The organism is Trabulsiella odontotermitis (assembly GCF_001297775.1).
In the GTDB taxonomy this organism is placed as follows: Bacteria; Pseudomonadota; Gammaproteobacteria; order Enterobacterales; family Enterobacteriaceae; genus Trabulsiella; species Trabulsiella odontotermitis.
The window spans coordinates 139,241-161,261 of the sequence record NZ_LIFX01000008.1 but is presented as its reverse complement, the minus strand read 5'-3'; the positions used below and the strand labels follow the sequence as shown (position 1 = coordinate 161,261).

The following is a 22,021-nucleotide window of genomic DNA, read 5'->3' as shown; positions in this document are numbered from 1 at the left end:
AATACACAAAACTACCAAAACCCTGAGACTACCGTAGTTTGTTTTTCTCCCCTTATCACAGGGAGAAAACCATTAAGGTTTGAAGTCCAGCGGCGCATTCTTGAATACTTCGTATACTGCCTGTGATGGCGGTTTTGGATACTTCGCCTGACGGGCTGCGGAGAGCGCCGCGCTACAAAGCGCAGGGTCGCCACCTTCAGACTGAATATCCAGAAGCATGCCATCTGGCGCCATTTTGATACGTAATGTACATGTCTTACCGGCATAAGAGGAAGCGTCATAAAAACGGCTTTCGATCGCTGCTTTTATCTGCCCGGCGTAGTTACTGATATCCGCCCCTGATGCACCGTTATTTTTATTGTTACCGCTTCCGGCGGGTGAAGCATTGTTCCCTTTCGCTCCTCCACCAGTTTTCGGCGCATTCTTACCTGAACTCAGGTCACCGAAAAGATCGTCAACATTGGCTTCAGACGCTTTTGCTGCGGCGGCTTTTTTGGCGGCGGCAGCTTTAGCGGCTTTATCAGCAGCCGCTTTCTCTGCGGCTGCTTTTTCCGCAGCCGCTTTCTTCTCGGCGGCAGCGGCTTTGGCGGCAGCGGCTTTTTCGGCTGCGGCTTTCTCCGCGGCGGCTTGCTTAGCCTCAGCGGCCGCTTTTTTCTCTGCGTCCTGCTGGGCTTTCTTAGCCGCGTCGGCTTCTGCTTTCTTCTTCGCGTCGGCAGCGGCTTTTGCTGCTTCAGCTTCCGCTTTCTTCTTCGCATCAGCGGCGGCTTTTGCCGCATCAGCTTCGGCTTTTTTCTGCGCGTCGGCAGCGGCTTTCTTCGCCGCATCAGCCGCTGCTTTGGCGTCAGCTTCCGCTTTGGCTTTGGCATCTGCCGCCGCTTTCGCCGCAGCCTCTTCAGCCTGCTTTTGCTTCTCCTGCGCGCTCTTCGCCGCTTCCTGTGCGTCTAAACGTTCTTTTTCCAGTTGCTTCAGACGTTCCTGCTCCGCGGCCTGCTTCTCACGCAGTTCTTCCGCCTGCTGCTGCGCTTGTTTATCACGCTGCTCCTGAGCACGTCTGGCGCTGGCCTGTTGCTGCTGCTGCCTGTCGTAGTTCTGGACGACCGCACCCGGGTCAACCATCACGGCGTCAATGGCTGAACCACCGCCGCCGCCAGCAGAAGCATCTATATGCTCATCGAACGAACTCCAGATCAGCAGTGCGATCAATATGATATGCAGCACTACTGAAATGATGATCGCGCGTTTAAGCTTGTCGTTTTGTTCGGTTGCCTTCGACACTCTCGGTTCCCAAAAACTTTGTACCTGTTTCACCGGTTAAATCGGCTGGGTCATCAGACCGACCGACTTCACACCGGCGCTGTGTAACAGGTTCAGCGCTTTAATAATTTCATCATATGGCACATCTTTTGCGCCACCGATTAAGAAGACCGTTTTCGGATTCGCCTCAAGACGACGCTGCGCTTCAGCAACAACCTGCTCCGGCGGCAATTGCGGCATCTTGTCCTGGCCAACGTTCACGCTGTACTGACCCACGCCGGAAACTTCAACGATAACCGGGGGATCGTCATTGGTGCTGACCGTTTGCGAATCCGTCGCATCAGGCAGATCCACTTCCACGCTCTGTGTAATGATTGGCGCAGTCGCCATGAAGATCAGCAGCAGCACCAACAACACATCCAGCAGCGGAACAATATTAATCTCGGACTTCAGTTCGCGACGCCCGCGTCCACGTGCTCTGGCCATGGCTTACCCCTTGTTGCTCTCGCTGCTGGTAAACGCCTGACGATGCAGAATCGCGGTGAACTCTTCCATAAAGTTGTCGTAGTTCAGTTCCAGTTTATTGACCCGCTGATTCAGGCGGTTATACGCCATGACCGCAGGGATTGCCGCAAACAGGCCGATGGCGGTGGCGATCAGCGCTTCCGCGATACCCGGTGCTACCATTTGCAGCGTGGCCTGTTTCACCGCGCCGAGCGCGATAAAGGCGTGCATGATCCCCCAGACGGTACCAAACAGACCGATGTACGGGCTAATGGAGCCGACCGTGCCGAGGAACGGAATATGGGATTCCAGCGTTTCCAGTTCACGATTCATGGAGATACGCATCGCACGCGACGCTCCTTCCACGATAGCCTCTGGCGCATGGCTGTTAGCGCGATGCAGTCGGGCGAACTCTTTGAAACCGCTGTAGAAAATTTGCTCGGAGCCGGTCAGGTTATCGCGACGCCCCTGACTTTCCTGATACAGGCGAGAAAGCTCAATACCAGACCAGAATTTGTCTTCAAACGCTTCGGCCTCACGCCCTGCCGCATTGAGAATGCGGGTACGCTGAATAATGATGGCCCAGGAGGCGATTGAAAAACCAATCAAAATCAACATGATAAGTTTAACCAGAAGGCTAGCCTTCAGGAACAAATCAAGGATGTTCATGTCAGTCACTGCTTAAACTCCGCGACAATAGACTTGGGAAGCGCACGAGGCTTCATTAAGAGAGGATCAACACAGACAATCAAAACTTCTGCCTGGTTAAGCAGTTGATTCTCCGCGTTGACGATCCGCTGCGTGAAAACCAGTGAGGTTCCGCGCATCGATGTTATTTCCGTTTGGACTTCGAGCATGTCGTCGAGTCGGGCGGGCGCAAAATACTCCAGCGTCATTTTGCGTACCACGAAAGCTACGCGCTCTGCCAACAGCACCTGCTGGCTAAAGTGATGGTGGCGCAGCATCTCGGTGCGTGCTCGCTCATAAAAAGCGACATAACTGGCATGGTAAACCATACCACCGGCGTCTGTGTCTTCGTAATAGACACGAACCGGCCACTGAAATAGCGTTGTATTCACTTTACATCCCGGTAATACAAAAAAGTTTAGAGCATTCAAACTTCGCTACTATACGCGCGGTCAAGAGGGTTTGGAATGGGTGTAAGTAAACGGAGAGTAAATTTTTATGGGCCTGCGTCAGCCCATAAAAGATTGCGGAGGATTCTTAATCAGGCAAAGAAGAAAATCAGCCCGGCGAGCAAGACCAGATCAGCGATCAGCGGGCAGAAAATGCCCTGCCAGTGAAGGGCTTTCGGTCGAAAACCAACGCCATGGATAACCCCTGCGCATACAGCCCATATCAGCAGCAAACCCTGCCAGATGGAAAGTACACTGGTTTTCGCCGCAAAACGTGATGGATCCCAGAACATGCAGCCTGCCAGCACCAGTGCCATCAGTAAGGAAAGGGCCCTTAACGGGCCCTTGTCCATTACCGCATATAACATTGCGATAATATTTTTCATTAATGATCTTCTTGTCCGGATTCAACATGCTCCAGAGCCAGCGCGGTGACCACCCCAAAGGCACAAGCCAGAAGCGTCCCCAGAATCCATGCAAAGTACCACATAATTTGCTCCTTACTTAGTACAGAGAGTGGGTGTTGCTTTCGATATGTTCTTTGGTGATGCGACCAAACATCTTCCAGTAACACCAGATGGTGTAAGCCAGAACAATCGGAACGAAGATGATTGCAACGTAGGTCATCAGGTTCAGCGTGATATGGCTGGACGTCGCATCCCACATGGTCAGACTGGCGTTCATCATCGTGCTGGACGGCATCACGAACGGGAACATCGCCACACCGGCAGTCAGAATAATGCAGGCCAGCGTCAGCGAAGAGAACAGGAACGCCCAGGCGCTTCTGTCCATACGCGCGGTCAGGATGGTCAGCAGCGGCAGGACCACACCCAGAGCCGGAATCAGCCACAGGATCGGCGCGCTGTTAAAGTTCGCCATCCACGCACCCGCTTCACGCGCCACTTCTTTCGTCAGCGGGTTAGAGGCCGCGGAGTGGTCGATGACGGATTTAACGACATAGCCGTCAATTCCGTAAACCACCCAGACACCTGCCAGCGCGAAGCAAACCAGAGTAACCAGCGCAGTGACCTGTGCGGTCGCTTTCGAACGCAGATGCAGTTCGCCAACGGTACGCATTTGCAGATAGGTCGCACCCTGCGTCAGGATCATGGCGACGCTGACAATCCCTGCCAACAGACCAAACGGGTTCAGCAACTGGAAGAAGTTACCGGTGTAATAGAGACGCAGATACTCGTCCACATTAAACGGTACGCCCTGCAGCAGGTTGCCGAACGCCACGCCAATGACCAGCGGCGGGACGAAGCTACCGAGGAAAATGCCCCAGTCCCACATGTTACGCCAGCGGTTTTCTTCAATCTTCGAACGGTAATCGAAACCGACCGGACGGAAGAACAACGACGCCAGAACAAGGATCATCGCCACATAGAAGCCGGAGAACGCTGCGGCATAGACCATCGGCCAGGCCGCAAACAGCGCGCCACCGGCGGTGATCAGCCACACCTGGTTACCGTCCCAGTGCGGAGCGATTGAGTTGATCATGATTCGACGCTCGGTGTCATTACGACCGAGGAAACGGGTGAGCATGCCCACCCCCATGTCGAAACCGTCTGTGACGGCAAAGCCAATCAGCAGTACACCGACCAGCAGCCACCAGATAAAACGTAATACTTCATAATCGATCATTTGATGACTCCTGTCTTAGCGTGCCGGCTGAGTCGTCGAAAGCGACTGCTCATAGTGATAGCGACCGGTTTTCAGGCTGCTTGGGCCAAGGCGCGCGAACTTAAACATCAGATAAAGTTCAGCCACCAGGAACAGGGTATACAAGCCGCAGATCAGTATCATCGAGAAGAGAATATCGCCTGCGGTCAGCGACGAGTTCGCCACTGCCGTCGGCAGCACTTCACCGATAGCCCACGGTTGACGGCCATACTCGGCGACGAACCAGCCCGCTTCTACAGCAATCCACGGCAGCGGAATACCATAGAATGCCGCGCGCAGGACCCATTTCTTGTCACCGATGCGGTTACGTATAACGGCCCAGAAAGACGCCGCAATGATGAACAGCAACAGGATGCCGCACGCCACCATGATACGGAAGGCGAAGTACAGCGGCGCAACGCGAGGAATGGAATCTTTCGTCGCCTGCTGGATTTGTGCATCGGTCGCATTCACCACGTCCGGCGTATAGCGCTTCAGCAACAGGCCGTAGCCCAGGTCTTTCTTCACGCTGTTGAACTGATCGCGGACCGCCTGATCAGTAGAACCCGCGCGCAACTCTTCCAGCAGTTTGTACGCGGTCATCCCGTTACGGATACGGTTTTCATGCTGCACCATCAGGTCTTTCAGACCGACAACCGGCGTATCGACGGAACGGGTAGCGATGATCCCCAGTGCATAAGGGATTTGAATCGCGAAATGGTTTTGCTGCGCATCCTGATCAGGAATACCGAACAGCGTAAAGGCGGCTGGCGCAGGCTGCGTTTCCCATTCAGCTTCAATAGCGGCGAGTTTAGTTTTTTGTACGTCGCCCATTTCGTAACCGGATTCATCACCCAGAACGATAACGGACAGCACTGCCGCCATACCGAAGCTTGCCGCAATGGCAAAGGAACGTTTCGCAAACGCGAAATCACGACCTTTCAGCATATACCAGGCGCTGATACCGAGGATGAACATCGCCCCGGTGACATAACCTGATGCTACGGTGTGAACAAACTTCACCTGAGCAACCGGGTTCAGTACCAGCTCAGAGAAGCTCACCATTTCCATACGCATGGTTTCAAAGTTGAAATCCGAGGCGATCGGGTTTTGCATCCAACCGTTCGCGACAAGGATCCACAACGCGGAGAGGTTAGAACCCAGCGCAACCAGCCAGGTTACCGCCATATGCTGGACTTTGCCCAGACGGTCCCAACCAAAGAAGAACAGACCTACAAAGGTGGATTCGAGGAAGAACGCCATCAGACCTTCAATGGCCAGCGGCGCACCGAAGATGTCTCCCACGTAGTGAGAATAATAAGACCAGTTCGTCCCGAACTGGAACTCCATGGTCAAACCGGTGGCAACACCCAGAGCGAAGTTGATCCCAAACAACTTGCCCCAGAACTTAGTCATATCTTTATAAATCTGTTTGCCGGAAAGGACATACACGGTTTCCATGATGGCCAGCAGGAACGCCATACCGAGCGTCAGCGGCACAAACAGGAAGTGGTACATCGCGGTCAAGGCAAACTGTAAGCGCGACAGTTCGACTATATCTAACATCTTGACTCCTTGCTCATCGCATGAAGACTCCGAGAATGAACCCGTCTGAGCGGTTCACACACATGCCCCAATACAATTAATTTGCATCCAACGTCGTTGCTGACTTCCTACAAGAGGAAACGACAATCATTAAAGGTTACAAACACGTTAATAAAAAAACCAATTTGATCCGCAATTATATTACGCCGCAAAACCCTTACAATAAACAGGTTTTTGCAGTACAAAATTTACGTTTTTGGACATTGATCAATTTATAGCTAAAACGCGTCGGGACAGCCAACTTGATCTGCGACAATTTAACCCTTTACCAGGAATTTTCCAATCATTAAACATTTATTTATATCAATTTCATCAAATCCTGTTAATGGTGTTTAAATGCGGTAAACGTTGTGCTGTTTTTGTTAAACATATGTAGCAATCAAAGGCTGCATCGTTACCGTGTAGCAAAAATAATATTAGTAAAAAATTTATTATTTAACATGGATTCTCCCCTGCCTGACTCGGTTGGCGAAATTGTTAATGTTAACTGCTTCACATTATTTTTCTATCGTGCCTTTGTCGTAGAACACATGACATTATTTTGATTTTTATTAGCGCCCTAATAAACACGGCAGGTAAGCAGTATGTGCAGGCTTACAAACGCCAGGTTGAAGGTTTGAGGTGGCCGATGTTTATCCACACTAACAACGCCACAGTAAGTGCTCACAGCAGTATAAAAATAAATGACAGGGGGATTATTAAGAAATGCTGCCATGCTTCCCGCAGAGCAGATAGCTTACTGTTCTCTGTTTCACGCGATATGATTAACAGAAAGACTAACAACACATAACAAATTGTATTTCCACATGTTCTTTTTTGTAAGACGACTTCTTCCATCTATTTCTCAGCTCAATACATTCAGGTGAGTAATCTCACAAAATGACATTATTACCTTTAACGCTAATAACAATCTGGCCTGCGTAACGCTGACGTTCAGGTCTTATTCATGACTCCAATTAATTATATTATCTGCGCCACATATACTTCGCGCATGTGTATTTTATTTTTATTACGCCTTAATAATACGCCTGTTTTTTGGTTATGGACCACAGGTGTTCAATCAGGAGGCGAAAATGTTTAAACCGCTATTGCTGTTCGGCTCACTTGCCCTGCTGCCCGCCATCGGCCTGGCAGACGAGCCCGATGCCATAGAGAAAGCCACCAACCCGCTACATTTATCCACCTCAGTTGCCCTTCAGGATTACTACACGCCTGAACTGTATGGCTGCGACCGCCATCTCAACGACGCCCTGTTTCGCGCCACCGTACCGGTTGCCGCCGGAGACTGGGTGCCGGTTCCGCAAATCTTGCGCATGACCGTCCCGCTGGCGACCCGCCCGCAACCTGGCGGCTACAGCACCGGGCTTGGCGATATCAATCTGTTTGATATTTTCCTGCTCAAACAGGATGGCGTCAAAATCGGCGTCGGCCCGCTGATCACTGCCAGCTCTGCGTCAGAGGATGAACTCGGTAGCGGAAAATGGCAGGCCGGGTTATCGGCCATCGCGATTAAATCCACACCGCAGTGGATGGCGGGTACGCTGGTGCAGTGGCAAAAAAGTTTCGCGGGAGATGAAGCACGCCGCGATGTCGAGACCGCTACTTTTCAACCCATCGTTATCTACAAATTGCCGAAAGGATGGTATGTGCGCACTTCAGGGATCTGGACATGGGACCGGGAAAGTGACGATTACTACATTCCTGTCGGGTTGGGCGGTGGTCGCGCCTGGAAAGCGGGAGATAAAGTGGTAAGCGCGTTTATTGAACCGCAGTGGACAGTCGCGCATAAAGGCGATGGTGCGCCTGAGTTTACGCTGTTCGCGGGTGTCAGTATTGTGATGTAAAAAAGGCCGCTTTTCAGCGGCCAACCATGTCGAAATCGGACATTAAAGCTCCCCTGCGCAGGGGAGCAGAGAGGATTAATTACTTAATGATGGTCTGCAGGGCTTCGCCGATGTCGGCCAGGCTGCGAACGGTTTTCACGCCTGCCGCCTCAAGGGCCGCGAATTTCTCATCTGCAGTACCTTTACCACCGGCGATGATGGCGCCTGCGTGACCCATACGCTTGCCTTTCGGCGCGGTCACACCCGCGATGTAACCCACTACCGGTTTGGTCACATGATCTTTAATGTACGCTGCCGCTTCTTCTTCCGCGCTGCCGCCGATTTCACCGATCATTACGATCGCTTCCGTCTGCGGGTCTTCCTGGAACATCTTCAGGATATCGATGAAGTTAGAGCCTGGGATCGGGTCACCGCCGATGCCCACACAAGTGGACTGGCCGAAGCCGTAATCGGTGGTCTGCTTAACCGCTTCATACGTCAGCGTACCGGAGCGGGAAACGATGCCCACTTTACCCGGCTGGTGAATGTGACCCGGCATGATGCCGATTTTGCACTGACCCGGCGTGATAACGCCCGGGCAGTTCGGGCCGATCATGCGCACGCCAGCTTCATCCAGTTTCACTTTCACGGTCAGCATATCCAGCGTCGGGATGCCTTCAGTGATGGTGATGATCAGTTTGATGCCCGCGTCGATAGCTTCCAGGATGGAGTCTTTGCAGAACGGTGCCGGAACGTAGATAACCGTCGCGGTCGCACCGGTCGCTTCTACCGCTTCACGCACGGTGTTGAACACCGGCAGGCCCAGATGTGTGGTGCCGCCTTTGCCTGGCGTTACGCCGCCAACCATCTGCGTGCCGTAGGCAATCGCCTGTTCAGAGTGGAACGTCCCCTGGCTACCGGTGAAACCCTGGCAGATAACCTTGGTATTCTTATCGATTAAAATGGACATTATTTCCCCTCCACTGCGGCAACTACCTGCTGAGCGGCATCCGTCAGACTTTTCGCTGCAATAATATTCAGGCCGCTGTCAGCCAGTTTCTTCGCGCCCAGTTCGGCGTTGTTACCTTCCAGACGCACGACCACCGGAACGTTAACGCCCACTTCTTCTACCGCACCCATGATGCCGTCGGCGATCAGGTCGCAACGCACGATGCCGCCGAAGATGTTAACCAGTACCGCTTTTACATTGTCATCGGAGAGGATGATTTTGAACGCTTCGGTCACGCGCTCTTTGGTCGCGCCGCCGCCCACGTCAAGGAAGTTTGCCGGTTCGCCGCCGTGCAGTTTAACGATGTCCATGGTGCCCATTGCCAGGCCCGCACCGTTAACCATGCAGCCGATGTTGCCATCCAGCGCCACGTAGTTCAGTTCCCACTGTGCCGCCTGCGCTTCACGCGGATCTTCCTGAGACTGGTCGCGCATTTCGCGCAGTTCAGACTGGCGGAACAACGCGTTACCGTCAGCGCCCAGTTTGCCGTCGAGGCAGATCAGGTCGCCCTGTTTGGTGATCACCAGCGGGTTGATTTCGATCAGCGCCAGGTCGCGCTCAAGGAAAATGGTCGCCAGGCCCATGAAGATTTTGGTGAACTGCTGAACCTGTTTGCCTTCCAGACCCAGTTTGAACGCCAGCTCGCGTCCCTGATATGGCATCGGGCCAGCCAGCGGATCGAGCGCGACTTTGTGGATCAGGTGCGGGGTTTCTTCCGCCACTTTTTCGATTTCCACGCCGCCTTCGGTGGAAGCCATGAAGACCACACGGCGGGAGCTACGGTCAACTACCGCGCCCAGATACAGTTCTTTATCGATATCGGTCGCCGCTTCCACCAGGATCTGGTTGACTGGCTGGCCGTTAGCGTCTGTTTGATAAGTCACGAGGCGTTTGCCCAGCCAGTGCTCAGCAAAAGCGCGAATTTCTTCTTTGCTCTTAACAACTTTCACACCGCCCGCTTTACCGCGGCCACCAGCGTGAACCTGACATTTCACAACCCACGGACCCGCACCAATTTTAGAGGCGGCTTCTTCAGCTTCACGCGGCGTGGTACAGGCGTAGCCCACTGGCGCAGGTAAACCATAGCGGGCAAACAGTTGTTTTGCCTGATATTCATGTAAGTTCATGCGTTCTATCCATTCTTAGTAATGGTTATCATTAAGCCTGTAGTCCGGTCGCTGTTTGCGCCGGGTGACGCTACGCTTACCCGGCCTACAGGGCAGGTGATGCTTTTAACTATGACGACTACACGTCCAGCAGCAGACGAGTCGGATCTTCCAGCAGCTCTTTAATCGCCACCAGGAAGCCTACAGACTCGCGACCGTCGATCAGACGGTGATCGTAGGACAGCGCCAGGTACATCATTGGCTGAATCACGACCTGACCATTCACCGCCATCGGCCTGTCTTTAATGGCGTGCATACCCAGAATCGCGCTCTGCGGCGGGTTGATGATCGGCGTGGACATCAGGGAGCCGAAGACACCGCCGTTGGTAATGGTGAAGTTACCGCCAGTCAGATCCTCAACAGTCAGTTTGCCGTCACGGCCTTTCACTGCCAGCTCTTTGATGTTTTTCTCGATGTCAGCCATACCCAGCAGATCAACGTCACGCAGAACCGGGGTCACCAGGCCGCGCGGCGTGGAAACCGCCATGCTGACGTCGAAATAGTTGTGATAAACCACATCATCGCCATCGATAGACGCGTTCACTTCCGGGAAGCGTTTCAGGGCTTCAACCACCGCTTTCACGTAGAAGGACATAAAGCCCAGACGGATGCCGTGACGTTTTTCGAACGCTTCGCCGTACTGCTTACGCAGATCCATAATCGGCTTCATGTTGACTTCGTTGAAGGTCGTCAGCATGGCGGTGGAGTTTTTCGCTTCCAGCAGACGCTCGGCCACGCGCTTACGCAGGCGGGTCATCGGAACGCGTTTTTCGCTGCGGGAACCCAGCGCAGGCTGAGCGGCTGCAGGTGCCGCTGCCGCAGGCGCTTTGCTTTCTGCTTTCGCCGGGGTTTTCGCCAGATGCTTTTCCACATCTTCACGGGTGATGCGACCACCCACACCGGTGCCTTTGATGGCGCTGGCGTCGAGGCTGTGCTCAGCCAGCAGGCGACGGATCGCCGGGCTCAGCGCATCGTTGTTTTGCTCTTCCAGAGACGCCTGCTGGCGCTGTGCCGGAGTAGATTCTTTCGCTTCGGATTTAGCGCCAGACTCTTTACCAGAGCTGTTGCCTTCACGCAGGCGGCCGAGGATCTGGCGAGAGGTCACGGTGGTGCCTTCGTCTTCCAGCACTGCGTCCAGAATGCCGTCCGTCGACGCAGGTACTTCCAGTACCACTTTGTCAGTTTCGATTTCTACCAGCACTTCATCACGGGTTACCGCATCGCCTGGTTTTTTATGCCAGGTCGCAACGGTCGCGTCTGCAACGGATTCAGGCAGGTCGGGAACAAGAATATCTACGCTACTCATTATTTATCCTTTAATTAATCGACGTTCAGCGCGTCATTAACCAGATCTTGCTGTTGTTTCTGGTGAACGGACATATACCCTACCGCCGGAGAGGCGGAGGCCGGGCGACCTGCATAACGCAGAGCGGACCCAAACGGAATCACTTCACGGAAATGATGCTGGCTGCAGTACCAGGCGCCCTGGTTGAGCGGCTCTTCCTGGCACCAGACAAAATCATGTACGTGAGCATATGGTTTCAGCGCTTCCTGCATCGCCTGATGCGGGAACGGATAGAGCTGTTCGATACGCACAATGGCGACATCTTTCTGATCATTTTTGCGGCGCTGTTCCAGCAGGTCGTAATAAACCTTACCAGAGCACATCACCACACGCTTAACGGCTTTCGGATCCAGCTCGTCGATTTCACCAATCGCGGGCTGGAAGGTGCCGTTTGCCAGTTCATCCAGTGACGATACGGCCAGCGGATGACGCAGCAGCGATTTCGGCGACATCACCACCAGCGGACGACGCATACCGCGCAGCGCCTGGCGACGCAGCATGTGGTAAACCTGCGCCGGGGTCGACGGAACGCACACCTGCATGTTCTGCTCGGCACAGAGTTGCAAATATCGTTCCAGACGTGCCGATGAGTGTTCCGGTCCCTGCCCTTCATAGCCGTGCGGCAGCAGCATCACCAGACCACACATACGGCCCCACTTCTGTTCGCCGGAGCTGATGAACTGGTCGATAACCACCTGCGCGCCGTTGGCGAAGTCACCGAATTGCGCTTCCCAGATAGTCAGGGTACGCGGTTCTGCGGTGGCATAACCGTATTCAAACGCCAGCACTGCCTCTTCAGAGAGCACGGAATCCCAGACTTTGAACTCGCCCTGCCCGTTATGCACATGCTGCAGAGGAGTATAGGTTGAGCCGTTGGCCTGGTTGTGGATCACCGCATGACGGTGGAAGAAGGTGCCGCGACCGGAGTCTTCTCCGGACAAACGCACGGAAACACCTTCGTCAACCAGTGTAGCGTACGCCAGGTTTTCCGCGCCGCCCCAGTCGAACAGTTTCTCACCGGCAGCCATCGCCTGACGGTCACTGTAGATTTTCGCCACACGGGACTGCATTTCGATCGCATCCGGTACGGTGCTGATGCGTTTAGCCAGTTCCTGCACACGCTTCATTTCCACCTTGTTCGGGTAGCTCTCATCCCACTCGTGGTTGAGGTACGGCGACCAGGTGAAAGAGTGCATGTTCATCGGACGCCACTCTTCAACCACACATTCACCGGCATCCAGCGCGTCGCGGTACAGATTGACCAGTTCGGTCGCATCTTCCAGCGTCGCCACTTTGTCCTGCTCCAGCTTGTCAGCGTAGAGCTTACGCGGCGTCGGGTGTTTTTTGATTTTCTGGTACATCAGCGGCTGGGTTGCGCTCGGCTCGTCGGCTTCGTTATGGCCGTGACGGCGGTAGCACACCAGGTCGATGAACACATCGCGTTTGAAGGTGTTACGGAAGTCCAGCGCGACGCGGGTGACGAAAGCCACTGCTTCCGGGTCGTCCGCGTTAACGTGGAATATCGGCGCCTGAACCATTTTACCGATATCGGTGCAGTACGGCGTGGAGCGCGCATCCAGCGGGTTCGAGGTCGTGAAGCCCACCTGGTTGTTGATGACGATACGAACGGTACCGCCCACTTCGTAGCCGCGAGCTTTCGACATGTTCAGGGTTTCCTGAACCACGCCCTGGCCGGTCACCGCCGCGTCACCGTGGATGGTGATAGGCAGCACCATGTTGCTGCTCGGGTTGTCGAGGCGGTCAAGACGCGCACGAACGGAACCGATAACCACCGGGCTGACGATTTCAAGGTGCGACGGGTTAAACGCCAGCGCCAGGTGGACCAGGCCGCCTTTGGTTTCGAAATCAGAAGAGAAGCCCATGTGGTACTTCACGTCGCCGGTGCCGAGGTGTTCTTTATGCTTACCGGAGAATTCGTCGAACAGATCCTGCGGCTTTTTACCCAGCACGTTAATCAGGACGTTCAGACGACCACGGTGCGCCATGCCCAGTACCACTTCGCGGGTACCGTTGTTACCCGCATGGCGGATAAGCTCTTTGAGCATCGGGATAAGCGCATCGCCCCCTTCAAGGGAGAAACGTTTGGCGCCCGGGAACTTCGCGCCCAGATAGCGCTCCAGCCCTTCGGCGGCGGTCAGTTCGCTCAGAAAACGTTTTTTCTCATCCGCCGAGAAGGTGGCGTGACCGACCACGGATTCGATACGCTGCTGGATCCAGCGTTTTTCTTCCGTGGAGGTAATGTGCATATATTCCGCGCCGATGGAGCCGCAGTAGGTTTGCTTCAGCGCCTCAATCAGGTCGCCGAGCTGCATCGTATCTTTACCGATGGCAAAAGAGCCTACGTTAAAGCTTTCCTGGAAATCGGCCTCGGTCAGATCGTGATACGCCGGATCCAAATCCGCAACACGATCCTGTTTCCACAGCCCCAGCGGATCGAGATTCGCATGCTGGTGACCACGGAAGCGATAAGCGTTGATGAGCTGCAGGACTTTTACCTGCTTCACATTGGTGTCAGGGTCGGAAATCGAGGAAGTATAACGTGAGGCATCCTTCGCCAGACGACGGAAATAATCACGTGTTTTGGAATGAAATTGATCGGGTTTGACTCCGGTACCAGGCAGTTGCTGGAACATAGAACGCCAGTTAGCGTCAACTGAGTCAGGATCGGTTAAGAAGTCTTCATAGAGCTGTTCTATCCAGCTCTGGTTGGAACCAGAGAGGTAAGAAGAGTCCAGCCAGGCTTTCATTGCGCCGTTCTGCATCGTGATCCCTTAAGCATTTAATGCTTATTTCGCCGTAGAAACTACCACATACACCAGGTGCATGTGCCGGGGTTCACTTACGAGCTCTTATTGGCTCGCGAAGGAACCTTTAAAAACTGTCAAAACAATGTCGGGGGCAGTTTTTAGAGGTTTCCTGTTTGTTGCCCGGTGGCGTTACGCTTACCGGGCAACAATCACTACTTACGCACTACGTTGCAGCAGCATCGACTTAATATGACCGATGGCGCGCGTCGGGTTCAGCCCTTTAGGACATACACTGACGCAGTTCATGATGCTATGGCAGCGGAATACGCTGAAAGCATCGCTTAACCCTTCCAGACGGCTGTCGGTTTCGGTATCGCGGCTGTCGATCAGGAAACGATACGCTGCCAGCAGACCGGCCGGGCCGATGAACTTGTCCGGGTTCCACCAGAACGACGGACAAGACGTTGAACAACATGCACAAAGAATGCACTCGTACAGGCCATCGAGTTTTTCACGCTGCTCTGGCGACTGTAAATGCTCGCGAGCCGGTGGATTCTTCTCATTATTCAACAAGTAAGGCTTAATCTTCTCATATTGTGCATAGAATTGCCCCATGTCTACCACCAAATCGCGTACCACCGGCAGCCCTGGCAGAGGACGGATGACAATTTTCTGGCCCGGGCGATTGAGCGCCGAGATCGGCGTGATGCACGCCAGGCCATTTTTGCCGTTCATGTTCAGGCCGTCGGAGCCACAGACCCCTTCACGGCAGGAACGACGAAACGACAGTGTCGGATCTTTTTCTTTCAGCTGGATTAACGCATCCAGCAGCATCATGTCACGACCTTCTTCCGCTTCCAGGGTGTAATCCTGCATGTGCGGAGCATCGTCGATATCCGGGTTATAACGATAAACTGAGAATTCGAGTTTCATTGTCCTGTCTCCGCATTAATAAGTACGAATCTTCGGCGGGAACGCCGGACGCAGTTTCGGTTCCATGTTGACGCTACGACGCGTCATGGTTTCCGACTCTGGCAGATACAGGGAATGGCACAGCCAGTTTTCGTCATCACGATCCGGGAAGTCGAAGCGGCTATGCGCGCCACGGCTTTCGGTACGGTAATTTGCAGACTGGGCAGTGGCGTACGCGGTTTCCATCAGGTTATCCAGCTCCAGACACTCAACACGCTGGGTGTTGAACTCGCTGGAGGTGTCGTCCAGACGGGCATTTTTCAGCCGTTCGCGGATCACTTTCAGCTGCTCAAGCCCTTTGTGCATCGCATCGCCTTCGCGGAAGACCGAGAAGTTATGCTGCATGCATTCCTGCAGCGCTTTGCGGATTTCCACCGGATCTTCACCGCTGCGGGTGTTGTTCCAGCGGTTGAGACGATCCAGAGAGCCTTCAACATCGGATTCGCTGGCATCGCGCAATGCGCCCTGCTCAGCGATGGATTCCTGCAGATGCAGACCCGCCGCGCGACCGAATACCACCAGATCCAGCAGCGAGTTGCCGCCGAGGCGGTTGGCGCCGTGAACCGATACGCAGGCGATTTCGCCCACGGCGAACAGGCCCGGGATCACCACGTCTTCGCCCTTCTCGTTCACGGTCAGCGCCTGGCCGGTCACTTTGGTCGGAATACCACCCATCATGTAGTGGCAGGTCGGAATGACCGGGATTGGCTCTTTCACCGGATCGACGTGAGCGAAGGTACGGGACAGTTCCAGAATGCCCGGCAGACGGGATTCCAGAACCTCTTTACCCAGGTGGTCGAGTTTCAGTTTGGCATGCGGACCCCACGGGCCGTCGCAGCCGCGACCTTCACGGATTTCGATCATGATGGAACGCGCCACCACATCACGACCCGCCAGGTCTTTCGCGTTCGGGGCATAACGCTCCATAAAGCGCTCGCCGTGTTTGTTCAGCAGGTAACCACCCTCACCGCGGCAACCCTCGGTTACGAGAACACCGGCACCGGCGATACCGGTCGGGTGGAACTGCCACATTTCCATATCCTGCACCGGCACGCCAGCGCGGATCGCCATTCCCACGCCGTCACCGGTGTTGATGTGGGCGTTGGTCGTGGACTGATAGATACGGCCTGCACCGCCGGTCGCCAGCACGGTTGCGCGGGCTTTGAAGTACACCACTTCACCGGTTTCGATACACAGCGCAGTACAACCCACCACCGCGCCATCCTGGTTTTTCACCAGATCCAGCGCATACCACTCGGAGAAAATGGTGGTGTGGTTTTTCAGGTTTTGCTGATACAGCGTGTGCAGCAGCGCGTGACCAGTACGGTCAGCCGCCGCCGCGGTACGTGCCGCCTGCTCGCCGCCGAAGTTTTTCGACTGGCCGCCAAACGGACGTTGGTAAATTTTGCCATCGTCAAGACGGGAGAACGGCAGCCCCATGTGTTCCAGCTCCAGAATCGCTTCCGGGCCGGTCTTACACATATATTCAATCGCGTCCTGATCACCGATGTAGTCTGACCCCTTCACGGTGTCATACATGTGCCATTCCCAGTTATCTTCATGGGTATTACCGAGCGCCACGGTGATGCCACCCTGCGCGGATACGGTATGGGAACGGGTCGGGAACACTTTAGAGAGCAGCGCACAGGTCTGGCCGCTCTGGGAAATTTGCAGCGCAGCGCGCATACCTGCGCCACCTGCACCGATGACAACAGCATCAAATTCTCTGACTGGCAGTTTCATTACACACCCCACACCACAACGAATCCATAAATCACGTAAACCACCAGCGCCACCACGATGAGCAGTTGCAGAATCAGGCGTACAGCCAGCGGTTTAACGTAGTCGGTCAGTACCTGCCATATGCCGATCCAGGCATGAATCAAGATGGAAAACAGCGCCAGCAGGGTAAAGACTTTCGTGAACGAGGATGAGAAGAAACCCGACCAGACTTCCCAGGTCAGCGTGCCGCTTGTCGCGAAAAAGCCAACCATGTAGATGATATAGAGGGTCAGAACGATAGCGGTAGCACGGACCAGGATGAAGTCATGTACGCCGTTGCGTCCTAATGCTGAGGCGTTGCTTACCATACGAGGACTCCTGCGAGAAGTGAAAGCACGACAGTAATAACAAAAGAGATAACGGCGGAGCGTTTCCCTGCTTCGAGGGTTTCGTCCAGGTAGCCAAAGTCCATCAGCAGATGGCGAATACCGACCACAGTGTGGTATGCCAGCGCGGTGAGGATGCCCCACATAATGAACTTAACGAAGAAGCTGCTCATGATTGAGCTGGCGACGAGGAAACCTTCAGGAGAAGAGAGGCTGGTGCCCAGCAACCACAGCAGAATACCGACGGCCACGAACGTGATCACACCGGAGACGCGATGGAGAATGGACGCTATCGCCGTTACAGGAAACCGGATCGTTGCAAGATCCAGATTGACAGGTCTTTGTTTTTTCACATTTCTTACCATGAATAACGCCCACATGCTGTTCTTATTATTCCATCCTCCGGTCTGCGTGCGGGTCAAGCAGCGTCCTTACTATAACTAAGCGTCATATAAAACTCCCTTGCAGAAGCAAAAACGACACAAAACAACGCTGGGTGGCTCGGGATTAGCAGGGTGTTCCGGAGACCTGGCGGCAGTATAGGCCGTTCACAAAATCATTACAATTAACCTACATATAGTTTGTCGGGTTTTATACGGAACAGTGATCAATATCACGATAACAACATTTTTTTAAATTTTAATCAGCTGATTTGACAAATATTAAACATTACTGTTACAACCATCACCAGAAAAGTCATATAATGCGTAAAAGTTATGAGGTCATGCTTTCACCTGAATATAAGTTATGTAACAGTGTGTCGGTATTGACCGAAGTGATCAGGACAGTTATTAGTGTTATACAGGTTTGAATGATACGGACTGCTAAGACCCTGATTTGCTGTTGTTTCGCTGTAAATTAACCGTCTGCCACCCAGCGCCCCTTGCTCTGTACCCTGGTTTCTCCTCTGAAACAGAGCGGCGAGCCAAATAACAATTTTGGTAACGGTTATGCACAGTCTGAATGCGAATCCGGCATCCGGCAGTCTCACGCACAAGGCGCTAAGGAGACCGTAATGGCTGATACTAAGGCAAAGCTCACTTTAAACGGTGATACTGCTATCGAACTGGATGTGCTAAAGGGCACGCTCGGTGAAGATGTTATTGATATCCGTAAGTTAGGTTCACAAGGGATGTTTACTTTTGACCCTGGCTTCACCTCTACCGCATCCTGCGAATCCAAAATCACGTTTATTGATGGTGATGAAGGTATCCTGCTGCATCGCGGTTTTCCCATCGATCAGTTAGCGACTGAGTCTAACTATCTGGAAGTGTGTTACATCCTGCTGAACGGCGAAAAACCGACGCAGGCGCAATATAACGAATTCAAAACCACCGTCACCCGCCATACCATGATCCATGAGCAGATCACCCGTCTGTTCCATGCTTTCCGTCGCGATTCACATCCGATGGCAGTCATGTGCGGGATCACCGGTGCGCTGGCAGCGTTCTATCACGACTCGCTGGATGTGAATAATCCGCGCCATCGTGAAATCGCCGCATTCCGTCTGCTCTCCAAAATGCCGACGATGGCCGCGATGTGTTACAAATATTCTATCGGTCAGCCGTTTGTTTATCCGCGCAACGATCTCTCCTATGCGGGTAATTTCCTGAATATGATGTTCTCCACACCGTGTGAAACCTATGAAGTTAACCCGGTACTGGAACGTGCGATGGACAGGATCCTCATCCTGCACGCTGACCACGAACAGAACGCGTCAACCTCTACGGTACGTACCGCAGGCTCGTCGGGCGCGAACCCGTTTGCCTGTATCGCGGCAGGTATTGCCTCCCTGTGGGGACCGGCACACGGCGGCGCCAACGAAGCAGCGCTGAAAATGCTGGAAGAAATTAGCTCGGTTGAGCATATTCCGGAATTCGTCCGTCGCGCGAAAGACAAAAACGACTCTTTCCGCCTGATGGGCTTCGGCCACCGCGTGTACAAAAACTACGATCCGCGCGCAACAGTGATGCGTGAAACCTGCCACGAAGTGCTGAAAGAACTGGGCACCAAAGATGATCTGCTGGAAGTGGCGATGGAGCTGGAAAACATCGCGCTGAACGACCCGTACTTCATCGAGAAGAAACTCTACCCGAACGTCGATTTCTACTCTGGCATTATTCTGAAAGCGATGGGCATTCCGTCTTCCATGTTCACCGTGATCTTCGCCATGGCACGTACCGTTGGCTGGATTGCGCACTGGAATGAAATGCATACAGAAGGGATGAAAATTGCACGTCCGCGTCAGCTGTACACCGGCTACGAGCAGCGTGAATTTGAATCCGAAGTGAAAAAACGCTAAGCCATTAGCGGTCTGAATACACCGGGGATGCGGCAACGCTCCCCGGTTTTTTTTTTATCACGCGGCGCTGACGGTAATGTGATGTTCCGCAAACGCCGCACGCAGACGGCGGGCAAACGCCAGTGCCTGTTCGCCATCACCATGCAGACAAACGGTTTGCGCGCGCACCAGCGCCCATTCACCGGTAATACTCTGCACACGGCCGCGCTGCACCATCTCCAGCGTCTGCGCCAGCGCCTTCTCTTCATCAACAATAAGCGCGCCCGGCTGCGTGCGCGGCACCAGGCTGCCGTCCGCCAGATAACCACGATCGGCAAACACCTCTTCCCGCGTGGTCAGGTGATAACGCTGCCCGGCGCGGATCAGTTCGCTGCCCGCGAGCCCGACCAGAATCAGCTGCGGGTCGGCATCACGCACCGCGCGGGCAATCGCGTCTGCCAGTTCCGCCGATTTCGCTGCCTGGTTGTAGAGCATGCCGTGCGGTTTAACATGCCGTAAGACACCGCCTTCCGCGCGAACAATCGCCGCCAGCGCGCCCGTCTGATACAGCGTTTGCGCGTACACCGTTTCGGCCGGGAGCGACATCGCCGTACGGCCAAAATTTTCCCGGTCAGGAAAGCTGGGGTGCGCGCCGATGGCCACGCCGTTGCGAATGGCTTCCCGCACGGCGGTACGCATCATCACCGCGTCACCGGCATGAAAGCCGCAGGCGATATTGGCCGAGGAGACCAGTTGCAGCAGTTGCGCGTCACTGGCGCCCCCTTCCCCGAGATCGGCATTCAAATCAATGTTCATCGTTAAGCCGCCACGCCAGTTGTTCAAAGTAACGTTGCTGATCGCTGCGCGCTTTCAGCGCCTCTTCCAGCGAACAGGGCACAAAATGCACCGGCTGCCCGAGCGGGATCTGCGCCAGCTGGTACATATCCGCGTCGATAATACAGGCAATGCGCGGATAACCACCGGTGGTCTGCGCGTCGCTCATCAGCACAATGGGCTGGCCGTTGTGCGGCACCTGCACCACGCCCGGCAACAGACCATGCGACAGCAGTTCCCGGTGTGTTGTGCGCACCAGCGGCTGCCCCTTCAGGCGATAGCCCATGCGGTTGCTCTGCGGGCTCAGTTGCCACGGCGAGCGCCAGAACGCCTCCTGCGAGGCGGAATCAAACTCATGATATTCCGGGCCGGGCAGCGCGCGAATGCGGTTGCTGGTCAGCAGTTGCTTCACGCCCGTCGGGTGGCTAAATGTATGCGTTGACGGGCCAATTGCCAGCCGGTCACCATCCTCCAGCCTGCGCCCTTCCAGACCGCCGATCCCTACTTTCAGATCAGTGCTACGGGAGCCCATTACTTCCGGCACATCAATCCCGCCCGCCACCGCCAGGTAGCTGCGAATGCCGTGCAGCGGGCGTTTCAGCACCAGACGCTGCCCGGCGTACGCCTGCTGTCGCCAGCCGCTCCACACCGGTTTTCCGTCGAGCTGCGCTTCACACCCTGCGCCGGTTAACGCAAACCAGACGTCGCGTTCAAACTCCACGGTCATCTGCCCGAGGGTAATTTCGATGGCCGCCGCATTCGCCGGATTTCCCACCAGCAAATTGGCGGTGATCAGCGCGGGCATATCGAGCGCACCGCAATGGCTGACGCCGGACTGACGCAGACCATAACGGCCCGTATCCTGAATGGAGGCATACAGCCCGGCACGAATAATATTCAGCATACGCCCTCCCGCTGCGGGATAAAGCGCACGACATCGCCGGGGCGCAGAAGTGCAGGTTCGGCCCGCGTCGGGTCAAACAACCGCAGCGCGGTGTGGCCAATGAGTTGCCAGCCACCCGGCGTCTCCAGCGGATAAATACCCGTCTGCGCACCGCCGATCCCCACGGTTCCGGCGGGTACGCTCAGGCGCGGCTCGCCACGGCGCGGGGTGATGAGTGACTCCGGTAGCCCGCCAAGATACGGGAACCCGGGCTGAAAACCGAGAAACCACACCACGTACTCCACCGAGGCGTGCAGCTCCACGACCTGCTTTTCAGTAAGCCCGCAATGCTGCGCCACCACGCCGAGATCCGGCCCGGCATGTTTGCCATACACCACCGGAATTTCAACGTAGCGGGAGTCCGGTTGTAGCGCCTCACTCTCTTCCCACCAGCGCTGAAGGCGTTCGATGGCGTCCAGCGCCAGTGACTGCGGATCCTGCAACACCACGGTAATGTTATTCATTCCCGGAATGGCTTCCACCACCTCGGGAAGATCCGCCAGCCGCTGGGTCAACCGCCAGATCCGCTTCTGGCTCTCCAGCGTCACCGGCGGCTCCAGCTCCAGCACGACGGCGGTTTCACCCAACAGATAACAACGCGCTCGCTGCAC

At 54.7% G+C, this 22,021-nt stretch carries 22 protein-coding genes; 3 read left to right on the top strand and 19 right to left on the bottom strand.

Going from position 1 to position 22,021, the window contains the following annotated elements:
* Positions 1 to 72: 72 nt before the first annotated feature.
* From tolA to cydA, 8 genes are all read right to left on the bottom strand, one after another.
* Positions 73 to 1,275: a cell envelope integrity protein TolA gene (tolA, locus tag AOY23_RS12495; protein ID WP_054179939.1), complete on the bottom strand. Its 1,203-nt coding sequence runs from the start codon at positions 1,273 to 1,275 to the stop codon at positions 73 to 75.
* A gap of 36 nt (positions 1,276 to 1,311) precedes the next feature.
* On the bottom strand, positions 1,312 to 1,740 hold the full coding sequence (gene tolR / locus AOY23_RS12490; protein WP_054179938.1) for a colicin uptake protein TolR: 429 nt from the start codon (positions 1,738 to 1,740) through the stop codon (positions 1,312 to 1,314).
* A 3-nt stretch (positions 1,741 to 1,743) separates the two neighbouring features.
* Positions 1,744 to 2,436, bottom strand: coding sequence for a Tol-Pal system protein TolQ (gene tolQ / locus AOY23_RS12485; RefSeq protein WP_124965809.1), 693 nt, complete (start codon positions 2,434 to 2,436; stop codon positions 1,744 to 1,746).
* Positions 2,433 to 2,837, bottom strand: coding sequence for a tol-pal system-associated acyl-CoA thioesterase (gene ybgC, locus AOY23_RS12480; protein ID WP_038159696.1), 405 nt, complete (start codon positions 2,835 to 2,837; stop codon positions 2,433 to 2,435). Before ybgC ends, tolQ begins: the two co-directional genes overlap by 4 nt.
* Positions 2,838 to 2,986: 149 nt before the next feature.
* Positions 2,987 to 3,280 carry a cyd operon protein YbgE gene (gene ybgE, locus AOY23_RS12475; protein ID WP_054179937.1) on the bottom strand — a complete coding sequence of 98 codons (294 nt, stop codon included), beginning with the start codon at positions 3,278 to 3,280 and terminating at the stop codon, positions 2,987 to 2,989.
* A complete protein-coding gene (gene cydX, locus AOY23_RS21805; RefSeq protein ID WP_072012006.1) occupies positions 3,280 to 3,384 on the bottom strand; it encodes a cytochrome bd-I oxidase subunit CydX in 105 nt (34 codons plus the stop codon). Before cydX ends, ybgE begins: the two co-directional genes overlap by 1 nt.
* 14 nt (positions 3,385 to 3,398) lie before the next feature.
* A complete protein-coding gene (gene cydB / locus AOY23_RS12470) occupies positions 3,399 to 4,538 on the bottom strand; it encodes a cytochrome d ubiquinol oxidase subunit II (protein WP_054179936.1) in 1,140 nt (379 codons plus the stop codon).
* A 15-nt stretch (positions 4,539 to 4,553) separates the two neighbouring features.
* A complete protein-coding gene (cydA, locus tag AOY23_RS12465) occupies positions 4,554 to 6,122 on the bottom strand; it encodes a cytochrome ubiquinol oxidase subunit I (protein ID WP_054179935.1) in 1,569 nt (522 codons plus the stop codon).
* Between the two features lie 1,112 nt (positions 6,123 to 7,234).
* On the opposite strand from cydA, the gene AOY23_RS12460 reads away from it, so the two are divergent.
* Positions 7,235 to 8,005, top strand: a complete 771-nt coding sequence (locus tag AOY23_RS12460; RefSeq protein ID WP_054179934.1) for a hypothetical protein — start codon at positions 7,235 to 7,237, stop codon at positions 8,003 to 8,005.
* Between the two features lie 79 nt (positions 8,006 to 8,084).
* Here the strand turns inward: AOY23_RS12460 and sucD are convergent, their stop codons facing one another.
* The 8 genes from sucD to sdhC all read right to left on the bottom strand — a co-directional run bounded on the left by sucD (position 8,085) and on the right by sdhC (position 17,732).
* Positions 8,085 to 8,954: a succinate--CoA ligase subunit alpha gene (gene sucD / locus AOY23_RS12455; RefSeq protein ID WP_054179933.1), complete on the bottom strand. Its 870-nt coding sequence runs from the start codon at positions 8,952 to 8,954 to the stop codon at positions 8,085 to 8,087.
* Positions 8,954 to 10,120, bottom strand: a complete 1,167-nt coding sequence (sucC, locus tag AOY23_RS12450; RefSeq protein ID WP_054179932.1) for an ADP-forming succinate--CoA ligase subunit beta — start codon at positions 10,118 to 10,120, stop codon at positions 8,954 to 8,956. Before sucC ends, sucD begins: the two co-directional genes overlap by 1 nt.
* Positions 10,121 to 10,238: 118 nt before the next feature.
* Complete coding sequence (odhB, locus tag AOY23_RS12445) at positions 10,239 to 11,465, bottom strand: 2-oxoglutarate dehydrogenase complex dihydrolipoyllysine-residue succinyltransferase (RefSeq protein WP_054179931.1); 1,227 nt, start codon at positions 11,463 to 11,465, stop codon at positions 10,239 to 10,241.
* Between the two features lie 14 nt (positions 11,466 to 11,479).
* Complete coding sequence (gene sucA / locus AOY23_RS12440; protein WP_054179930.1) at positions 11,480 to 14,287, bottom strand: 2-oxoglutarate dehydrogenase E1 component; 2,808 nt, start codon at positions 14,285 to 14,287, stop codon at positions 11,480 to 11,482.
* A 201-nt stretch (positions 14,288 to 14,488) separates the two neighbouring features.
* Positions 14,489 to 15,205, bottom strand: coding sequence for a succinate dehydrogenase iron-sulfur subunit SdhB (gene sdhB / locus AOY23_RS12435; RefSeq protein WP_054179929.1), 717 nt, complete (start codon positions 15,203 to 15,205; stop codon positions 14,489 to 14,491).
* Positions 15,206 to 15,220: 15 nt separating this feature from the next.
* Entirely contained in the window at positions 15,221 to 16,987 is a 1,767-nt protein-coding gene (gene sdhA / locus AOY23_RS12430; protein ID WP_054179928.1) for a succinate dehydrogenase flavoprotein subunit, read from the bottom strand.
* A complete protein-coding gene (gene sdhD / locus AOY23_RS12425) occupies positions 16,987 to 17,334 on the bottom strand; it encodes a succinate dehydrogenase membrane anchor subunit (RefSeq protein WP_054179927.1) in 348 nt (115 codons plus the stop codon). Before sdhD ends, sdhA begins: the two co-directional genes overlap by 1 nt.
* Complete coding sequence (gene sdhC, locus AOY23_RS12420) at positions 17,328 to 17,732, bottom strand: succinate dehydrogenase cytochrome b556 subunit (RefSeq protein ID WP_054179926.1); 405 nt, start codon at positions 17,730 to 17,732, stop codon at positions 17,328 to 17,330. Before sdhC ends, sdhD begins: the two co-directional genes overlap by 7 nt.
* A gap of 323 nt (positions 17,733 to 18,055) precedes the next feature.
* On the opposite strand from sdhC, the gene AOY23_RS23295 reads away from it, so the two are divergent.
* Both AOY23_RS23295 and AOY23_RS12415 read left to right on the top strand, forming a co-directional pair.
* The gene (locus AOY23_RS23295; protein WP_456154867.1) at positions 18,056 to 18,163 is read left to right on the top strand and encodes a hypothetical protein; all 108 of its coding nucleotides are present in this window, start codon (positions 18,056 to 18,058) and stop codon (positions 18,161 to 18,163) included.
* Positions 18,164 to 18,367: 204 nt separating this feature from the next.
* Entirely contained in the window at positions 18,368 to 19,654 is a 1,287-nt protein-coding gene (locus tag AOY23_RS12415; RefSeq protein WP_054179925.1) for a citrate synthase, read from the top strand.
* A 57-nt stretch (positions 19,655 to 19,711) separates the two neighbouring features.
* Here AOY23_RS12415 and pxpA read toward each other — a convergent pair whose 3' ends face one another.
* Genes pxpA through pxpB form a run of 3 tightly spaced genes read right to left on the bottom strand, consistent with a single transcriptional unit; the run spans position 19,712 to position 22,021 of the window.
* Complete coding sequence (pxpA, locus tag AOY23_RS12410; RefSeq protein WP_054179924.1) at positions 19,712 to 20,449, bottom strand: 5-oxoprolinase subunit PxpA; 738 nt, start codon at positions 20,447 to 20,449, stop codon at positions 19,712 to 19,714.
* The gene (gene pxpC / locus AOY23_RS12405; protein WP_054179923.1) at positions 20,439 to 21,371 is read right to left on the bottom strand and encodes a 5-oxoprolinase subunit PxpC; all 933 of its coding nucleotides are present in this window, start codon (positions 21,369 to 21,371) and stop codon (positions 20,439 to 20,441) included. The genes pxpA and pxpC overlap by 11 nt, the downstream gene beginning before the upstream one ends.
* Entirely contained in the window at positions 21,365 to 22,021 is a 657-nt protein-coding gene (pxpB, locus tag AOY23_RS12400; protein WP_054179922.1) for a 5-oxoprolinase subunit PxpB, read from the bottom strand. The genes pxpC and pxpB overlap by 7 nt, the downstream gene beginning before the upstream one ends.

Bases quoted from the DNA above. Each gene is read 5' to 3' on its own strand.
- tolR (WP_054179938.1), bottom strand. From the start codon at position 1,740: ATGGCCAGAGCACGTGGACGCGGGCGTCGCGAACTGAAGTCCGAGATT.
- AOY23_RS12415 (WP_054179925.1), top strand. From the start codon at position 18,368: ATGGCTGATACTAAGGCAAAGCTCACTTTAAACGGTGATACTGCTATC.
- pxpC (WP_054179923.1), bottom strand. From the start codon at position 21,371: ATGCTGAATATTATTCGTGCCGGGCTGTATGCCTCCATTCAGGATACG.
- pxpA (WP_054179924.1), bottom strand. From the start codon at position 20,449: ATGAACATTGATTTGAATGCCGATCTCGGGGAAGGGGGCGCCAGTGAC.
- sdhD (WP_054179927.1), bottom strand. From the start codon at position 17,334: ATGGTAAGCAACGCCTCAGCATTAGGACGCAACGGCGTACATGACTTC.
- cydX (WP_072012006.1), bottom strand. From the start codon at position 3,384: ATGTGGTACTTTGCATGGATTCTGGGGACGCTTCTGGCTTGTGCCTTT.
- AOY23_RS12460 (WP_054179934.1), top strand. From the start codon at position 7,235: ATGTTTAAACCGCTATTGCTGTTCGGCTCACTTGCCCTGCTGCCCGCC.
- cydA (WP_054179935.1), bottom strand. From the start codon at position 6,122: ATGTTAGATATAGTCGAACTGTCGCGCTTACAGTTTGCCTTGACCGCG.
- sdhA (WP_054179928.1), bottom strand. From the start codon at position 16,987: ATGAAACTGCCAGTCAGAGAATTTGATGCTGTTGTCATCGGTGCAGGT.
- cydB (WP_054179936.1), bottom strand. From the start codon at position 4,538: ATGATCGATTATGAAGTATTACGTTTTATCTGGTGGCTGCTGGTCGGT.
- sucD (WP_054179933.1), bottom strand. From the start codon at position 8,954: ATGTCCATTTTAATCGATAAGAATACCAAGGTTATCTGCCAGGGTTTC.
- ybgE (WP_054179937.1), bottom strand. From the start codon at position 3,280: ATGAAAAATATTATCGCAATGTTATATGCGGTAATGGACAAGGGCCCG.
- AOY23_RS23295 (WP_456154867.1), top strand. From the start codon at position 18,056: ATGCGTAAAAGTTATGAGGTCATGCTTTCACCTGAATATAAGTTATGT.
- sdhC (WP_054179926.1), bottom strand. From the start codon at position 17,732: ATGTGGGCGTTATTCATGGTAAGAAATGTGAAAAAACAAAGACCTGTC.
- sdhB (WP_054179929.1), bottom strand. From the start codon at position 15,205: ATGAAACTCGAATTCTCAGTTTATCGTTATAACCCGGATATCGACGAT.
- odhB (WP_054179931.1), bottom strand. From the start codon at position 11,465: ATGAGTAGCGTAGATATTCTTGTTCCCGACCTGCCTGAATCCGTTGCA.
- sucC (WP_054179932.1), bottom strand. From the start codon at position 10,120: ATGAACTTACATGAATATCAGGCAAAACAACTGTTTGCCCGCTATGGT.
- sucA (WP_054179930.1), bottom strand. From the start codon at position 14,287: ATGCAGAACGGCGCAATGAAAGCCTGGCTGGACTCTTCTTACCTCTCT.